Source organism: Pyxidicoccus sp. M15 (assembly GCF_056858435.1).
In genome coordinates this window covers 12,053,749-12,069,670 of the sequence record NZ_CM166495.1, presented here as the reverse complement: position 1 = coordinate 12,069,670, position 15,922 = coordinate 12,053,749, and the positions used below count along the sequence as shown (strand labels likewise).

Here is a 15,922-nt window from a genome sequence, read left to right as displayed (position 1 = left end):
GACGGGACTTTATCCCAAGGCGGGGAGGGGCGCGCCGGGGGGGCCGCAAAAACATGAACCGTGGTTCACTTTTCCCAGAGAAGGGCGAGCTTCAGGGGCAGCGCCTCGAAGGGCTCGGCGTGGACCACGGCGTCGCCCGTGTGTACGCCGAGGCGGAGCCAGTCTCCGCCTTGTAGGCGGTAGACCTCCAGAGTCTGGAGCCGCGGGTCCACGAACCACAGGTGCTTCACGCCCTCGCGCGCGTACACCGCCATCTTCCGGTTCCGGTCCAGCGTCTCCGTGGAGGCAGAGAGCACCTCGCAGACCCAGTCGGGCGCGAGCGTCATGGCGGCGACGGTCGGCAGCTCGGGCATCCGCTCGCGGCGCCATCCACCGAGGTCGGGGACGAGCACATCGGGGCGGTGGCCCACGCGCAGCTCCGGCTCATCGAGGATGATCCACCCGCCAAGGCCCTGGGTTCCCAGGTCGAAGGGGCTGAGGATGGCTCCAAGCCGCGACGCCGACCGGGTATGGGGCGTCGCGGGCCTGGGGCTCACGTACAGCTCGCCATCGATGACCTCACCAACGACGTTGGGCGGGAGTCGCTCCAGCGCCTCGTAGACGTCCTCTGGCCGTGGTGTGTCGCCCATGTCCTCAGGATGCGGCCCCGCCCCGTTCGTCGCAACCTGCCCCTCCCCCTGCACCTGGATGTCTTCGCTCATGTGTCCAGCATGCACCAGACCTCTGACATCCTGTACGCGGGGGACAATCCTCCAGGTAACTCGCGAAAATGCCGGCGCGTCCTCACTTCGCTGAAGCGTAGCGCTCGAACGTGCGCGGAATGCCCTTGTCCTCGTCGACGTCCTGGAAGGTGACGGGGATGCCGTCGCCGTTCTTCTCCACCACGAAGTGGATGTGGCCGGTGAGGCTGTTGCCCACGTTGCCGACCTCCGCCAGCGGGGCTCCCTGCTTGACGGTCTGGCCTTCCGCCACCTTCGCGCTGCCCGTCTTGATGTGCATGTACTTCGCCACGGTGCCGTCGTCGTGTTTCACCGTAATGAAGTTGTTCTTCTTGCCCTTGCCGTTGCCTTCGAAGTCGTGCTCGACACCGAGCACCGTGCCGCCGCGCGCCGCCAGCACCGGGGTGCCGCACTGGCGCCGGAAGTCCCAGGCGAACTCCTCGTCCTCCTGGTGGTTGAAGTGCGAGTTGTTGCCCTGGATGACCCACGAGCGCTCTCCGTCGGGATACGGGAGCTGGTACGGCGAATTGGCCGCCGTCGGATAGGCCCCGGCCTCGATGGAGCCGCGCAGCAGCATCCACGCGACGAGCCACACCACGCCCCACAGCCCGTACACCGCCGTGCCGATGATGGCGAGCCGCCCCCAGCCGGGAAGCTCCACGCGCTGCCCCGCGTCTCCCGCCGTCTCTCGCGCGATGAAGGGCGCGGCGAACCACGCGCCGAAGCACAGCATGCTGCCCACCAGCCCACCCCAGTGGTACAGCCCCGACAGCCACACCGGACCGCACGAAGCGAAGGCGCCGAAGCCGAAGGCGAACGCCGTGATGATGGACAAGCCCGCTCCAATCAATGGAAGCGTCTTCGTCCAGAACACCGTGGCGTCGAACCGGTTTGCCTCGCCCCCGCGGACGGCCAGCGCGCGCCGCAGGCCGTGCAGCGTGAGCACGATGAAGCCGCCCCAGCACAGCAGCGCCACCACCGCGGTGGGCACCATGGGCCCGTCACCCGCGAAGCCCGCGAAGGAGGCGAAGAACATCACCGCCGCGTAGCCCCCCAGGAGGATGAGAAGGACCGCCGCAGCCGTTCCGTAACGAGTCATCGCTGTTCCCCCCGCCCGCGTGGACCTCACGCATGGCTTCTCATGAGGGGAACGACGGACGGGGCAGGGTGTCGTCCGCGAAGCGGGCCCACCGCCGGCCGGGGCCTCCACCGGATGCCGGGCCCGCGGTGAGCGGCTCGGGCGCCTCCTCGCGCGCCCGCGCTCAGCCCCGCTTCACGGGCAGCGGCCCGAAGGCCTGCGCCACCGGCATCAGGGACATGATGTTGATGTTCACGTGCGCGGGGCGCGTGGTCACCCAGTGCACCGCGTCCGCGATGTCCTCGGGCGTCAGCGGCTGGGTATTGGCGTAGAGGGACGCGGCGCGCGCCTCGTCGCCCTTGAAGCGGACGTTGGAGAACTCGGTGCCGCCCACGAGGCCGGGCTCGATGTCCGTCACGCGCACGGCGGTGCCGTGCAGGTCCGCGCGCAGGTTGAGGCTGAACTGGTGCACGAAGGCCTTGGTGGCGCCGTACACGTTGCCGCCGGGGTAGGGGAACTCGGCGGCGATGGAGCCCATGTTGACGATGTGGCCCCGGTTGCGCGCCACCATGCCGGGCAGCACCGCGTGCGTGCAGTACAGGACGCCCTTCACGTTGGTGTCCACCATCACGTCCCAGTCCTCCACGCGCGCCGACTGCGCCAGGTCCAACCCCAGCGCGAGGCCCGCGTTGTTGACCAGCACGTCCACCTCGGCGAAGTCCGCCGGCAGCGAGCGCACCGCGCGCTCCACCGCCTCGCGGTCCGTGATGTCGAGCGTCACGGGAAGCAGTCGCTCTCCCAACTCCGCCCGCATCGCCTCCAGCCGCTCCGTCCGTCGCCCGATGGCGATGACGCGCGCGCCGTCCTGGAGGTAGCGGCGGGTGATGGCCAGCCCGAATCCGGCGGTGGCCCCGGTGATGAGCACGTTCATGTGATTGCCCTCGAACCTCGAAGTCGGTTTCCGGGCGCTACATGCCATGGGCGGGACGGCCGCGCACGGGATTGATGCCGCCCGTCACGGCCCGGCGACACACGAGGTGCGGGCTACCACGACGAGCTGGAGCCACCCCCGCCGAAGTCGCCGCCCCCGCCGCCCCACGAGCTGTCCGAGCTGGAGCTGCTGGACGAGGATGAGGACGAGTCGGAGGAAGACCACGACGAGGACGAGTCGGAGGAAGACCACGACGAGGAGGAAGACCACGACGAGGACGACGAGTCTCCCGAGGCCGAGGAAGCGCCACCCCACGACGAGGAGCCGCTGCCGCTGGTGGCGGCCCGGAAGATGGCCCAGAACATGAAGGTGCCGCCGACGAAGAAGCCGCTGAACATGAGCGTGCTCACGAGCAGGTCCAGCACGTTGGCGGGGTGCTGCCCCATGACGACGAGCCCGCCGCTCCCGAGCACGAACACGGCGGCAAGTACCGCCACGACCCGGGAGACGTGGATGCCGAAGAGGGCTTGCAGGAAGAACACCATCGCGAGGAAGGCGAAGGCCCACAGGAAGTTAGCGGTGGGGAGCTGGCTCGACTGGACGGCGAGGGTGATGACCCCCAGAGGCAGCAACACGAGCGCGCCCACCGTCCCGGCCAGCTTCGCGGCGCCGAGTCGCTTCCTCCAGGGGCCCACGCACAGCCCCAGCAGCATGCCGACGGCGAACCCGCCGAACAGCAACCCCAGGAAGACCGCGCCCACCTGCGCCGCGCCCCACGGAGCCCGGTACGTCACCACGCCACCGACGCCCGGCACCCGCAGTCGCACGCCCCGCACCACCGCCAGCAGTGCGTCCCGGTAGTCACCCTGGCGCAGCAGCGGCCCCTGCGCGTCGAGCAGCGTGCGCACGGCGTCGTCGGGCAGGTACTCCTCCAGCCCGTAGCCCACCTCCAGCCGCTGGCGCCGGTCATTCACCGCGAGCACGAGCAGCAGCCCGTTGTCCTGGCCCTTTCCGCCGCCCTTCCAGGTCTCGGCGACCTGCAGGGCATGGTCCTCGATGGGCACTCCGCCGGTGGTATCCACCATGAGCACCGCCATCTGCACGCCGGTCTCCTCGCGCAGGCGGACGAGCTCGGTGGCCACGGCCTCTTTATCGGAGAGGGACAGCCGCCCGCTCATGTCCACCACGGGCCGGTCCACGACGGGCGTGGCGCCGAGCAGGAACACGGGCAGCAGCAACACCAGGGACTTCAGCATGGGGCCCCCCTCGATGGCCCGCCCGCTCGGGCAGTGACGCCACGGGTGGACCGGGGGCAACGATACGTCAGAACGCCGGGAGCGCGACACGGCCCCGGGGCGTCCTCGTCCTGCTAGTCGTCCTCGCCCTGGTAGATGCATCCACTGGTGCACGTCTCGCGCACGACGACGCGGCTGAGCTGCGGGAGCGTGGGCCGCAGCCGCTTCCAGATCCACCGCGACAGGTTCTCGCTGGTGGGGTTGTCCAGGCCCTCGATTTCGTTGAGGTAGTAGTGGTCCAGCCGCATCCGCACGGGCTCGAAGGCCTCCTTGATGTCGGAGAAGTCCATCACCCAGCCGGTGCGCTCGCCCACGGGACCGCGCACGTGGATTTCCACCCGGTAGCTGTGCCCGTGAAGCCGGCTGCACTTGTGGTTGGGGGGCACATTGGGCAGCCGGTGGGCCGCCTCGAAGGTGAATTCCTTGAAGATGTCCAAGGCGTCTCCTGACCGCGGGTGGGGCGCGCTGATATCCCGCGCGCTCCTCCCCTCGTCAAGGAACGCCGGAGCGCGCCCCGGAGCATGGGCGGACGGCCCGCCCACGCGCACGTCCGCCCGCTCCCGCCCGGGCCGACCTACTCCCAGCGTGAAAAAGAAGAGGCCCGACTCGGGAATATCTCCGCCTCCACGGGCCCACATCCGCATGCCAGCCTGACGAATGTCGGCTCATCGCCGCATCAGCGGGGCTTCTTTCCGCATTCCGCAACCTCGCGGAATCGCGATTCTCGCCTCCTTCCCCTGCGTCCCGGCAGGCATGGGTTGCCGTCGGGTGCGGGAATGAACAGCGCGGGGCCCGGAATTGGCGGCCGTCCTCGCGAGCGCCCCACACGTCGCGACCCACACAAGGAGTCTCACAGGATGCGCCAACGGTTTCCGCTGATACCGGCCCTCTGCTCCGCTGTCCTGCTCTCCTCCGTCGCCTGCAACGGCAAGGGAGAGCTCACTCAAGACACCGGTGCGTACCCGACTCCGGGCGAGGCCCCTTCGGCGGAGACGCCTCCCATCTTCAACCCCGACCTTCCCGGCGGCTCCGATGACGACGAGACGCCGACCCCGTCGGAGGACCCCGACCCGATTCCCGGTCCGCTCCCCATCCCGGACCTGCCGACCGACCCCATCCCGACGCCGACGCCGACCCCCACGCCGACGCCGACTCCCACGCCGACGCCGACGCCCACCCCGACGCCCGCGCCCCAGCCGGAGTTCTCGCGCATCCTCTGGGTGGCCACCAACGGCAGCGACACCGCGTCCGGCACGCAGGGCGCGCCGCTGCGCACGGTGGCCAAGGCGCTGTCGCTGCTCAAGCCGGGCGAGGCCGTGTACCTCAAGGCCGGCACCTGGTCGGAGCGCCTCAAGCTGGAGGAGAAGGGCGGCTCCGAGTCCTCGCCGCTCACCGTGCGGGCCGCGCCCGGCGCCACGGTGGTGCTCAAGCCCTCGGGCAGCGGGTCCGCGCTGGTGGACGTGCGGGGCGCGTACTGGCGAATCGAGGGGATGACGCTGGACCTCGCGGGGGATGCGTCCTTCGCGGTGCTGTGGCGGGGCGTGGGCTCGCACCACGGCGTGCTGCGCGGCTGCACGGTGAAGAACGGCACCGCGGGCGCGGGCGTCAACGTGGGCGAGAAGGCCGCCGACGTGCTCATCGAGAACAACGTCATCAGCAACTTCAGCCGCGGCTCCACCGACAGCCACGGCGTCATCGTGCAGACCACGTCGAAGAACGTGGTGGTGCGCGGCAATGACATCCACCACAACTCCGGGGACGCGGTGCAGTGCATCGGCCCCGAGGGCGGCGCCACCGTCTCCGGCACGCCCTTCGACAACCTCCTGGTGGAGGACAACGAGCTGCACGAGAACCGCGAGAATGGCGTGGACATCAAGACGTGCACGCGCGTCACCCTGCGCGGCAACATCATCTGGGGCCACAAGTCCTCTTCCTCGTCGCGCGGCGAGGGCGTGGTGGTGCACCTGTCCGCCAGGGACGTCACCCTGGAGGACAACGTCCTCTACAACAACGGCCGCGCCATCAGCGTCGGCGGTGTGCGCGTGGACGCGCCTCCCACCAACGTCACCATCCGACGCAACCTCGTCCGCGACGCGCTCGGCGGCAGCGAGGAGGGCAGCGGCATCCGCGTGGACACCTCCATCAACGTGAAGGTGCAGCAGAACACCGTGTGGAACGTGCCCGGCCCGTGCCTCATCTTCGGCCACGGCGACACCGGCCCCAGCGCCACCCTGGACGTGCGCAACAACGTCTTCGCCGGCTGCGGCGTGGCGGCGCGCGGCGGGCCGGAGCGCACCAACACCGTGGTGGACGCCAACCTCTACTTCCGCTCCGGCGGGGCGGCCGTCTTCCGGCTCAATGGCTCGGACATGGACTTCGCGGACTGGAAGGCGGGCAGCGGCCTGGACCGCCGCTCGCTGGAGAAGTCACCGGCCTTCCTCAATATCGACACGGGTGACTTCCGCCTCGCTGCCAGCTCGCCTGCCCGCAACGTGGGGGCCTCGCTGGGGCTGACGTACTGCGGTGCCGCGCCGGACCTGGGGGCCTTCGAGTCGGACTGCCCCTGAGCGGCCGGGCCGTGTAGAGTGGGGCTCCCCGCCTTCCCTGGACCCCACCCTCCACGTGCCGTCCTCGCTGGAATTCGCTCTCGGCATCACTCTGGTGCCTTCCGACTCGCAGGCGCGTGAGGCGCTCGCCGCCTCGGCCGCGCGTGCGGGGCTTCGGGTGGTGGAAGGCCTGGAAGAGGCCTCCCTCGCCCTGGTGGACCTCACCCTGCCCGGCAGTGGCTCCGCGCTGCGGGCCCTGCTCGACGGCCCCCGCGCCTCCAGCCTCACGCTGGTGGTGCTGGTGGAGCCCGGCGAGCGGGGCTTCGCCGCCGCGCAGGCGCTCAAGCCCGCCGACATCCTCACCCTGCCGGTGGCCACGCACGAGCTGGCGTGGCGGCTCCAGTGCGCCGCCGCGCGCCACGTGGAGCGCGGCGAGCAGGAGCGCAGCCAGGAGGACCTGGCCCTCCTGCTGGAATTGACGGCGGAGTACGCGGAGAGCTCCGACGTGGAGGCGCTCCTGCACGGCGTCACCCGCCGGCTGGCGGAGAAGCTGGACATCGCCCGCGCCACGCTGGTGATGCTCGGCCGCAACGCCGACGAGGGCGTCATCGTCGCCGCCAGCGACGACCCGGCCCTCAAGGACTTGCGCATCGAGCTGTCGCGCTACCCCGAGATTCGCGAGGTGATGCGCACCGGCAAGCCGGTGGTGATGCAGGAGGCGTCCACCCACCCGCTCCTGGGCGACGTGGAGCGCCGGGCGGTGGCCGCGCGGGGCATCCACGCCATCGCCGCGCTGCCCCTGCCCGTGCGCGGGCAGGTGCGCGGCGTGCTGCTGGTGCGCGCGGCGGGCACGCGGCGCACCTTCACGCCCCGGGAAATCGACTTCCTCACCACCGTGGCGCACGCCACCGCGGTGGCGCTGCGCAACGCGTCCGTCCTCCAGTCCGTGCGCGGGCAGACGGAGGCGGAGAAGACGGCGCGCCTGGCCGCCGAGGAGCAGGCGGCCTCCTTCAAGCCCTACCAGCTCTTCTTCGCGCACGTCAGTGAAGGCGTCGCCATCCTCGACGACAAGGCCTGCGTGCTGTCGCTCAACCCGTCGGGCGCGCTGATGCTGGACCTGCCGGCGGTGGAGGCGCGGGGCCGCCACCTGCACCAGGTCACCCAGCCGGTGGACGAGTGCGTGCTGATGGAGCTGGTGACGACGGCCTCGCACGGCGAGGCCCGCTCCGGCGTGGACGTGGAGGTGCGCACCGCCGCGGGCCGGCGCCTGACGCTGTCCATGTCCGCGGCGCCCATGCGCGACGAGGACGCGGCCACCATCCTCTCCTTCCGGGACGTCACCGACGCGCGCAAGCTGGAGTACGAGCTGCGCCAGACGAAGGACTTCCTGGAGCGGCTCATCGACTCGTCGGTGGACGCCATCGTCGCGGCGGACGTGAAGGGGCGCATCATCCTCTTCAACAAGGGCGCGGAGGCCATGTGCGGCTACACCGCGCAGGAGGCCATGAGCGGCCTCACCGTCCACCAGCTCTACCCGCCCGGCGTGGCCAAGCGGGTCATGGCCATGCTCCGCAGCCCGGAGCACGGGGGCAAGGGCCGCCTGTCGCTCACCCGCGAGGAGCTGATGCACCGCTCGGGCGAGCGGGTGCCGGTGAACATGACGGCCTCCATCGTCTACGAGGGCGGCCGTGAAGTCTTCAGCGTGGGCATCTTCACGGACATGCGCGCCCGCATGCAGCTGGAGCGCAAGCTGTCCGACGTGGAGACGCGGCTGGAGGAGAGCGAGAAGAGCGCCGTCATCGTCGCGCTCGCCGGCACCGCCGCCCACGAGCTGAACCAGCCGCTCACGTCCGTCATGGGCTACGCGGAGCTGCTCAAGCGCAAGCTGAAGGAGGAGGACTTCGCCTGGAAACCGGTGGACATCATCTACCGCGAGGCGGAGCGCATGGCGGAGATCGTCCGGAAGATTGGGAAGATCACCCGCTACGAGACGAAGTCGTACATGGGGGCGCAACAGATTCTCGACCTGGACAAGGCCACCTCCCATGAAGACTGAGCCCCGCGTCGTGCGCATTCCCGGCGGCCCCTCGGCGGAGTCCTTCCAGGCCTTCTTCGAGGCGCTCGACGCGCCCTCGGCCATGTGTGACCCGGGGCTGCGGCTGGTGGCCGTCAACGAGGCCTTCCGCCGCTTCTGCGCCGAGCACCACGTGTCGGTGGACGACGTGGCGCGCGCGCTGGCCGGCGCCTGCGTGCCCTCGGACGGCGCCAGCTGCGACGTGGAGCTGCTGGACGACCTGGCGGGCGTGGTGCTGACGCTGTCGCGCCGCGGAGACGTGGTGGCGGTGCGCGCGCGCAACGAGCCGGAGCTGGCGCGCAACCGGCTGGTGGTGGCGGAGAAGGCCCTGCTGGAGCAGGCCCGCACGGAGAGCGTCCTGCTGGACTTGGGCCGCAGCGTGGCCGAGGCCGGCGGCGAGGAGGAGCTGGTCGCGGCGGTGGCGCGCGGGGTGAAGGAGCTGTTCCCCGGGCGCTCGTTCTGCATCCGCATCACCGACGCGCGCACCGGCGGGCTGACGTCGCTCTACGCCGAAGGGCGCCTGAAGGAGGGCGCGCACGAGCCGCTGGCGCTGCTCCAGCGCGCGGTGGACAAGACGAACCTGGCGCCCACGTCGCTGCCTCCGGGCCGCGTGGCGGTGCTGACCGAGGTGCCGCTCCTGTTCGAGGGCTGCAGGCACGGGGTGAGCGCGCCGCTGGTGGCCAGCGGGCAGCTCTTCGGCGCCATCAACATGGAGTACCCGGAGGGCTTCGACGCGGACGTGCAGCACGACGAGCGCGTCCTGCTGCAGCTCGCCAACCAGGTGGCGGTGGCGGTGAAGAACGCGAAGCTCATCGACGAGCTGACGTTCGTCCGCAAGTACCTGGAGGACCTGCTGGAGAAGGCCAACGCGCTCATCCTGGTGGCCAGCCGGGACAAGCAGGTGGTGGTCTTCAACCAGGCCATCAGCGCGCTCACCGGCTTCCGCAAGGAGGAGGTGCTGGGCAAGGACCTGTTCTGGCTGGTGCCGGAGAGCGAGCACCTGCGGCTGACACAGGTCATCGCCTCGGCCATGCGCGGCGAGTCGGTGAACAGCTTCGAGACGCGCCTGTTGTCCCGCGACGGCGGCGAGGTGCGCGTGTCCTTCGCCACCTCCTCCATGCTCACCCAGCACGGTGAGGTGGAGGGCGTCATCGCCATCGGTCAGGACATCACGGTGGTGAAGGAGCTGGAGAAGCGCATCATCCACGCGGAGAAGCTGGCCTCCATCGGTCAGCTCGCGGCCAGCGTGGTGCACGAAATCAACAACCCGATGACGGCGGTGGCCACGTACGCGGACGCGCTGCTGCAGCGCTCGCGGCTGTCGCCGGGGGCGAATCCGGCGGACCAGGAGAAGCTGAAGAAAATCCTGGAGAGCAGCCACCGCATCCTGCGCTTCACGCGGGATTTGGTGAGCTACGCGCGGCCGGCGCAGGACAAGCCGGAGCGGGTGCAGCTCAACGCCGTGGTGGACATGGCGGTGGGCTTCTGCGAGCACGTGGTGGCGCAGGCGCGCGTCAGCGTGCACCGCGAGTACTCGGAGCTGCCGCCGCTGTCCGCGGTGCGGGCCAACCTGGTGCAGGTGTTCGTCAACCTCATCACCAACGCGTGCCACGCCATGCAGCCGGGCGGCGCGGTGTACCTGGCCACCGGCCGGGACGGGCAGGACGCGGTGGTGACGGTGCGCGACACGGGCACGGGCATCGACCCCAAGCACCTGCAGCGCATCTTCGAGCCGTTCTTCACCACCAAGCCGGAGGGGAAGGGCACCGGCCTGGGCCTGTCCATCTGCCAGGGGATTGTCGAGAACCATGGCGGCCGGCTCACGGTGGACAGCGCCGTGGGCACGGGGACGACGTTCACCGTGAGGCTGCCGCTGGCGGTGGGGTAGGGGCCCGGGCGGGCCTGCTCATACCGGGCCCGCTCTGGCTGGGATGACCGACGGCGTCCCTCGTGTCGCCGCGTGCGGCCTCCTCGCCTAGCGAGTCATCAGCGCGTTGAGCTCGGGGTAGGAGAGGGCGCCCTCGAACAGCGCGGGCGTGGCCCCGTCTCGCAGGAAGGCGGTGGTGAGCGCCGCCGCCCTTCCGAGGACGGCCGTGGCGATGTTGATGCCCGCGCTCAGGCGGCGCACGCCCATGGCCTCGAGCTCCGAAGGGGAGGGCACGCCCGGCCGTGCCATCACGTTCAGCGGAAGCCCCGCTCCCGAGGCCACGGCCCGGATGTCCGCCGCGTCCACCATCCCCGGGACGAAGAGGCCGTCCGCCCCCGCGGCGCGATAGCGCCTGGCGCGGGCCAGGGTCTCCTCGACGCGCCGCTCCTTGGGGGCCAGTCCCTGCAGGAAGACGTCCGTGCGGGCATTCACGAACACGTCCACGCCGAGCCGTGCTGCCGCGCGCTTCACGTGCTCCAGCTTGGCGCAGAAGAGGTCCGGCGTGCCGGTGCCGTCCTCCAGGTTGATGCCCACGGCGCCGGCCTCCAGCACCGTGGCGACCGTCTCTCCCACGGCGGCGGGGTCATCCGAATAGCCGCCCTCCATGTCCACGGTGAGGGGAACCCGGATGACGCGGGCCATCTCCGCCACCGTCGCGGCCAGCAGCCGCACCGGCAGGTGGTTCCCGTCCGCGTACCCATGGGACCAGGCCACGCCGGCGCTGGTGGTGGCGACGGCCTTCGCGCCCAGGCTCTCCGTCAGCCGCGCGCTGCCCGCGTCCCAGGCATTGGCGAGGAGCAGCAGTCCTTCGGTGTGCAGCCGGCGGAACACCTGGGCATTCGTTGCGTGGGGCGAGGTCATGGCGTGGTTCCTTTCCTTCGGAGGACGCGGTTATGCGTTCGGGCGTGCGGGCGCGCACGAACATCTGCAATCGGGTGGTGTGATGCGTTGCTAGCGGGCGAACGGGAGGAGTGGCTGGGACGCGGCGTGGCCTTCATGGGCGAGCAGCCAGCGCTTTCGTTCGAGGCCGCCGCCATAGCCGGTGAGCGAGCCATTGGAGCCCACCACGCGGTGGCAGGGCACGACGATGCCCACCGGATTCGCTCCGTTCGCGAGCCCCACCGCGCGCACGGCGGCGGGGCGGCCGATGCGGCGCGCGAGCTCCGAGTAGGACACCGTCGAGCCGCACGGGATGTCACGCAAGGCGGCCCAGACCGTGCGCTGGAAGGGCGTGCCGCCGGTTTCCACGGGCAGGCCGGTGATGACGCCGAGGTCTCCCGTGAAGTAGCGGCGCAACATCGTGGTGAGGCCTCCGGCGTTGCGCTCGGGCACGAGCTCGAAGCCGCCCTCGCCGTAGTGCAGACGCAGCAACTGGCGCATGCGCGGCTCGTAGTCCGTCCAGTCGATGGCGCGCAGCCGGCCTTCGCGGTCCGCGACGATGACCAGCTCACCAATCGGTGTCTCGGTCCGGTCGATGAACAGGCGCAGGGGCTCAGCCATGACGGTCCTCCTGGGCGCACTCGCCCGTCCGGCATCGGCGGCGCGGATGGCTGGGTGGGAGGTCTCAGCCATGACGGTCCTCCTGGGCGCACTCGCCCGTCCGGCATCGGCGGCGTGGATGGCAGGGTGGGCGGTCTCAGCCATGCCGGTCCTCCTGGAGCACTCGCCTCGTCCGGCATCGGCGGCGCGGATGGCTGGGTGGGCGGTCTCAGCCATGACGGGCCTCCCGGGCCTGCTGGCTCATCACCGCATCCGCGGCCCACAGGTGCTGCGCGGCATAGGCCCGCCAGGGCCGCCAGGGCTCCGCGCGTTGCAGCAGGTCCTCCGGAGTCGGCCGCTCGCCCGCGTCGTTGGCCGCGCCCCGCAGCAGCGCGACGTCGCTCGCCGGAAACGCGTCCGTCTCCCGCAGGGCGCGCAGCGCGATGTACTGCGCCGTCCACTCCCCCACGCCCCGGATGGAGCGCAGCCGGGCAATCGACTCCTCCACCGTGCCGAAGGGACGGAAGAGGTGCGGGTCCGCCATCGCCGCCTCCGCCAGGGCCTTGAGCGACGCCCGCCGCGCGGAGGGCATGCCCAGCGCACCCAGGTCCACCGAGGCCACGCGCTCCGGCGAGGGGAACGCACGCGTCAGCCCCGCGTGCAGGCTGGCCGCCTCGGGAAGGGCCTCACCGCACAGCGCCACCAGCCGCCCCGCGAGCTGCCGCGCCGCGACCACCGTCACCTGCTGGCCCAGGATGGCCCGCACCGCGAGCTCGAACCCGTCCCACCCGCCCGGCGCGCGCAGGCCCGGCCGCTGCGCCAGCAGCGGCGCCAGGAACGGGTCTCTCGACAGGTGCGCGCCAATGGTCTCGATGTCCGCGCCCACGTCGAACACCCGCCGCACGCGCGCCAGGATGGCGGGAAGCGGGCGCACGTCCGGGAAGCGCACCGTGACGGCCAGGTTGTTGCGTGCCGGCTCGTGCTGGACCTCGACCGTGCCCACCCGGCCGTCCTGCGCCACCGTCCGCCGGTAGCGCCCATCCACCACCTGCTCCACCCCGTCGATGGCGCGCGCCTCCAGGTACGCCAGCATCGCCGCCCAGTCGTACGGCGGCCGGTAGCGGAGCCGGAGCGTCACGCCCGCCTCGCCCACCGAGCCCGCGGGCAGCTCCGTCAATGCCTTGCGTCGCAGCTCGCTCGGCGGCCGGTGATACAAATCATGAAATGTTTCATTGAAGCGCCGGACGCTGCCGAAGCCGGCGGCGAGCGCCACCTCCGCCATTGGCATCCGTGTCTCTTGAATGAGCTGCTTGGCGAAGAGGACCCGCCGCGTCTGGGCCACGGACACCGGTGACGCCCCGAGGTGCTGCTTGAACAGCCGGCGAAGCTGGCGCCCGCCCACCCCCAGGCGCTCGGCCACTTCGTCGACGCCCGCCTCGCCCCCATCCAGTCCGCCGTCCGCGATGATGGCCAGCGCCCGGGACACGGTGTTGGACGTCCCACGCCACGACGCCAGGTCCGGGGCCGTCTCCGGCCGGCAGCGCAGGCACGGCCGGAAGCCCGCCTCCTGCGCGGCGGCGGCCGAGGCATGGAAGGTACAGTTCTTGAGGAGCGGCGTCCGCGCCGGGCAGATGGGGCGGCAGTAGATGCCCGTCGACGTCACCCCGACGAACAGGCGTCCGTCGAACCGGGCATCACGAGACTGGAGGACGCGGTAGCACGCGTCGCGGTCGAGCAGGTCCATGGACGGACCCTTCTCATGTCCGGGTGAAGCGCTCTCGCGGTTTTCGGACATGGACCCCCCGGCCCGTCAGCGCTCGCCCTCGTCGTCCAGCTCGCGGGTGAACTCCTCCTTCGACAGCAATCCCTTGCGCGCCATGATCCGCATCAGCGCCCAGAACTTCCGCTCCAGCTCCTCGATGCGGTCCGGGTCCTCGCGGGCCTGCCCGAAGAGATAATCCAGGTCATCCAGCACGCCTGTCGCGCTCGCCGCCGGCTTCGGCTTCGCTGCCTGGGCCTGCCCGCGACGCTGCTTGCGCTGCTCCTCCCGGTCGCGGATCAGCTCCGCCAGGGACGTGCGCTGGGTCGTCTCTCCCGGCGGCAATTCCTCTCCGACGATGACCTCGTCCTCCTCCTCCTCGGGAGGCGGGGCCGCCTTCGCCACGGGCGCCGCGGGCCTCGCCGGGACAGCCGAGGGCCGGGCCGCCACCGGAGCGCGTGGCGCCGGGGCCGGAGCCGCCGAGCCCTGCCCGGTGGCCACCGCCACCGGCACCTTGTGGTAGTAGCGCAGGATGGCGCTGCGCACCGCCGACAGGGCCGCCACGCGCGTGCTCACCTTCAGGCCGGTGGTGAACTCGATTTCCTCCACCGCCGTCACGTTGAGCGGATCACTCATCGCCACCACGAGCTGCCGCCGCCCACCCACGCTCTCCAGGGCGATGGGGAACAGGTCGTGCTGCTCGCAGAAGCGCGCGCGCAAGAGGTGCACCGCCGCCCACTCGGGGGTGATCGCCGCCAGGTCCACCTGGGGCAGCCCCAGCGCCTGGCTCAGCGCGCCCGCCAGCGTGGCCTCCGTAATCGCGCCCTGCGCGATGAGCGTGGCCCCCAATCGCTGTCCCGACTTGCGGTGCGCGGCCAGCCCCGCCTCGAGCTGCGCGACGCTGATCGCCCGCTGCTCCAAAAGCAGCTCGCCAATGCGCTTCCTCGCCATGAGGCCGCGCTTAGCATGCGTTCGTGGGGCCCGGAAGCGCGCGCGGTGTCACATCCGACGCGTCTTGGGAATCCCCCCGAAAATGCCTGCCCTGCTGCTGGGGAGACCACCTGGCAAGGGGTGGACCGGCGCAAAATTCCTGTGAGATTTCAGCACTTAACGTCGCTGGGCCTGCCTTGACACCCCCGCCTCGCATTCCTAAAGTCGGCACACCGATTTCAACATTCATTCCTGCTGCCCATGAGGGCGGATCATCCGCCCGAGGGGGTGGCAGGCATGTAAGACCCGCCTCAGCGGGTCCAGCCGCCTAGTGGAGGCATCAAGCGATGAACCTGGGGTTTCTGACGAATCTGACCGTACTTGCGAACACCGGCGGCCCCGAGCGCAGCCTCTTCGAGGAAATCGCGCGCCGCTGGGAGGCCGGTCAGTGGGGTATGTACCCCATCGCCGTGTGCCTCGTGATTGCGCTGTCCATCATGGTGGAGCGCGGCATCGTCCTGTTCGGCAAGGCGTCCATCAACAAGGAAGCCTTCCTGCGCGGCCTGAAGAAGCACATCTACGCCGGTGACCTGGACAAGGCCATCAACTACGTGGCCGGCCAGAAGTCCACGCCGCTCACCAACGTCATCAAGGCCGGCCTGATGAACGTTCCCAAGGGCAACGACGAGGTCCAGGCCGCCCTGGACGAGGCCAGCCTGCGCGAGACGCCTCGCCTGGAGGCCCGCACCGGCTACCTCGCCATGCTCGGCAACGCGGCGATGCTCGCCGGTCTGCTCGGCACGGTGTCCGGTCTCATCTCCTGCTTCGAGGCCGTGGCCAACGTGAACCCGGCCGACAAGGCCACCATTCTCGCCAACGGCATCTCGGAAGCCATGAACTGCACGGGCTTCGGGCTCGTGACGGCCATCCCCGCCCTGGTCGCCTTCTCCGTGCTGATGGGCCGCACGCAGGCGCTCATCAACGACATCAACGAGACCAGCGTCTCCGTCCTCAACCTCATCGTGGCCAACAAGGACAAGTTCAAGAACATGAACGTCCCCGCGGCCCGCGACGAGGAGTAGTCGGTCGGGAACCCGGTGCCCGGGCGCGCTGTCCTGTCCCCCTGAGGGACGCACGGCGCGCCCTTTGTAATCTTACCGGCTCCTCACGGAGCCACGGCCGAA

The 15,922-nt window shown here is 70.6% G+C and carries 13 protein-coding genes; 4 read left to right on the top strand and 9 right to left on the bottom strand.

The window, feature by feature from the left end; genetic code table 11:
* Nucleotides 1-65: 65 nt before the first annotated feature.
* The 5 genes from ACX9TP_RS44905 to queD form a co-directional block, all read right to left on the bottom strand.
* Nucleotides 66-629: a Uma2 family endonuclease gene (locus ACX9TP_RS44905; RefSeq protein WP_482982327.1), complete on the bottom strand. Its 564-nt coding sequence runs from the start codon at nt 627-629 to the stop codon at nt 66-68.
* 154 nt (nt 630-783) lie between these two features.
* Nucleotides 784-1,818 carry a M23 family metallopeptidase gene (locus ACX9TP_RS44900; protein WP_482976859.1) on the bottom strand — a complete coding sequence of 345 codons (1,035 nt, stop codon included), beginning with the start codon at nt 1,816-1,818 and terminating at the stop codon, nt 784-786.
* Between the two features lie 163 nt (nt 1,819-1,981).
* Nucleotides 1,982-2,728, bottom strand: a complete 747-nt coding sequence (locus ACX9TP_RS44895) for an SDR family oxidoreductase (RefSeq protein ID WP_482976858.1) — start codon at nt 2,726-2,728, stop codon at nt 1,982-1,984.
* A gap of 113 nt (nt 2,729-2,841) precedes the next feature.
* Nucleotides 2,842-3,984, bottom strand: a complete 1,143-nt coding sequence (locus ACX9TP_RS44890; RefSeq protein ID WP_482976857.1) for a TPM domain-containing protein — start codon at nt 3,982-3,984, stop codon at nt 2,842-2,844.
* Nucleotides 3,985-4,097: 113 nt separating this feature from the next.
* On the bottom strand, nt 4,098-4,460 hold the full coding sequence (gene queD / locus ACX9TP_RS44885) for a 6-carboxytetrahydropterin synthase QueD (RefSeq protein WP_163992062.1): 363 nt from the start codon (nt 4,458-4,460) through the stop codon (nt 4,098-4,100).
* A 420-nt stretch (nt 4,461-4,880) separates the two neighbouring features.
* Here queD and ACX9TP_RS44880 point away from each other — a divergent pair, with 420 nt between their 5' ends.
* The 3 genes from ACX9TP_RS44880 (at nt 4,881) to ACX9TP_RS44870 (ending at nt 10,531) form a co-directional block, all read left to right on the top strand.
* Nucleotides 4,881-6,590, top strand: coding sequence for a right-handed parallel beta-helix repeat-containing protein (locus tag ACX9TP_RS44880; protein WP_482976856.1), 1,710 nt, complete (start codon nt 4,881-4,883; stop codon nt 6,588-6,590).
* Nucleotides 6,591-6,684: 94 nt separating this feature from the next.
* A complete protein-coding gene (locus tag ACX9TP_RS44875) occupies nt 6,685-8,625 on the top strand; it encodes a PAS domain S-box protein (protein ID WP_482976855.1) in 1,941 nt (646 codons plus the stop codon).
* Nucleotides 8,615-10,531: an ATP-binding protein gene (locus tag ACX9TP_RS44870; RefSeq protein ID WP_482976854.1), complete on the top strand. Its 1,917-nt coding sequence runs from the start codon at nt 8,615-8,617 to the stop codon at nt 10,529-10,531. Before ACX9TP_RS44875 ends, ACX9TP_RS44870 begins: the two co-directional genes overlap by 11 nt.
* Before the next feature lie 87 nt (nt 10,532-10,618).
* Here the strand turns inward: ACX9TP_RS44870 and ACX9TP_RS44865 are convergent, their stop codons facing one another.
* The 4 genes from ACX9TP_RS44865 to ACX9TP_RS44850 form a co-directional block, all read right to left on the bottom strand.
* Nucleotides 10,619-11,431 (bottom strand): isocitrate lyase/PEP mutase family protein, encoded by an 813-nt coding sequence (locus ACX9TP_RS44865; protein WP_482976853.1) that lies wholly within the window; start codon nt 11,429-11,431, stop codon nt 10,619-10,621.
* Nucleotides 11,432-11,521: 90 nt separating this feature from the next.
* Nucleotides 11,522-12,070: a methylated-DNA--[protein]-cysteine S-methyltransferase gene (gene ogt, locus ACX9TP_RS44860; protein ID WP_482976852.1), complete on the bottom strand. Its 549-nt coding sequence runs from the start codon at nt 12,068-12,070 to the stop codon at nt 11,522-11,524.
* Nucleotides 12,071-12,278: 208 nt separating this feature from the next.
* Nucleotides 12,279-13,793: an AlkA N-terminal domain-containing protein gene (locus tag ACX9TP_RS44855; protein ID WP_482976851.1), complete on the bottom strand. Its 1,515-nt coding sequence runs from the start codon at nt 13,791-13,793 to the stop codon at nt 12,279-12,281.
* 66 nt (nt 13,794-13,859) lie between these two features.
* Nucleotides 13,860-14,759: a GspE/PulE/PilB domain-containing protein gene (locus tag ACX9TP_RS44850; protein ID WP_482976850.1), complete on the bottom strand. Its 900-nt coding sequence runs from the start codon at nt 14,757-14,759 to the stop codon at nt 13,860-13,862.
* Nucleotides 14,760-15,085: 326 nt separating this feature from the next.
* On the opposite strand from ACX9TP_RS44850, the gene ACX9TP_RS44845 reads away from it, so the two are divergent.
* Nucleotides 15,086-15,820: a MotA/TolQ/ExbB proton channel family protein gene (locus tag ACX9TP_RS44845; RefSeq protein WP_163992076.1), complete on the top strand. Its 735-nt coding sequence runs from the start codon at nt 15,086-15,088 to the stop codon at nt 15,818-15,820.
* The last annotated feature ends 102 nt before the right edge of the window (nt 15,821-15,922 follow it).

Excerpts from the sequence above, each read along its gene's own strand:
- ACX9TP_RS44865 (WP_482976853.1), bottom strand. The coding sequence starts at position 11,431 with ATGACCTCGCCCCACGCAACGAATGCCCAGGTGTTCCGCCGGCTGCAC.
- ACX9TP_RS44850 (WP_482976850.1), bottom strand. The coding sequence starts at position 14,759 with ATGGCGAGGAAGCGCATTGGCGAGCTGCTTTTGGAGCAGCGGGCGATC.
- ACX9TP_RS44905 (WP_482982327.1), bottom strand. The coding sequence starts at position 629 with ATGGGCGACACACCACGGCCAGAGGACGTCTACGAGGCGCTGGAGCGA.
- ACX9TP_RS44855 (WP_482976851.1), bottom strand. The coding sequence starts at position 13,793 with ATGGACCTGCTCGACCGCGACGCGTGCTACCGCGTCCTCCAGTCTCGT.
- ACX9TP_RS44890 (WP_482976857.1), bottom strand. The coding sequence starts at position 3,984 with ATGCTGAAGTCCCTGGTGTTGCTGCTGCCCGTGTTCCTGCTCGGCGCC.
- ACX9TP_RS44895 (WP_482976858.1), bottom strand. The coding sequence starts at position 2,728 with ATGAACGTGCTCATCACCGGGGCCACCGCCGGATTCGGGCTGGCCATC.
- ogt (WP_482976852.1), bottom strand. The coding sequence starts at position 12,070 with ATGGCTGAGCCCCTGCGCCTGTTCATCGACCGGACCGAGACACCGATT.
- ACX9TP_RS44900 (WP_482976859.1), bottom strand. The coding sequence starts at position 1,818 with ATGACTCGTTACGGAACGGCTGCGGCGGTCCTTCTCATCCTCCTGGGG.
- ACX9TP_RS44870 (WP_482976854.1), top strand. The coding sequence starts at position 8,615 with ATGAAGACTGAGCCCCGCGTCGTGCGCATTCCCGGCGGCCCCTCGGCG.
- ACX9TP_RS44845 (WP_163992076.1), top strand. The coding sequence starts at position 15,086 with ATGAACCTGGGGTTTCTGACGAATCTGACCGTACTTGCGAACACCGGC.
- ACX9TP_RS44880 (WP_482976856.1), top strand. The coding sequence starts at position 4,881 with ATGCGCCAACGGTTTCCGCTGATACCGGCCCTCTGCTCCGCTGTCCTG.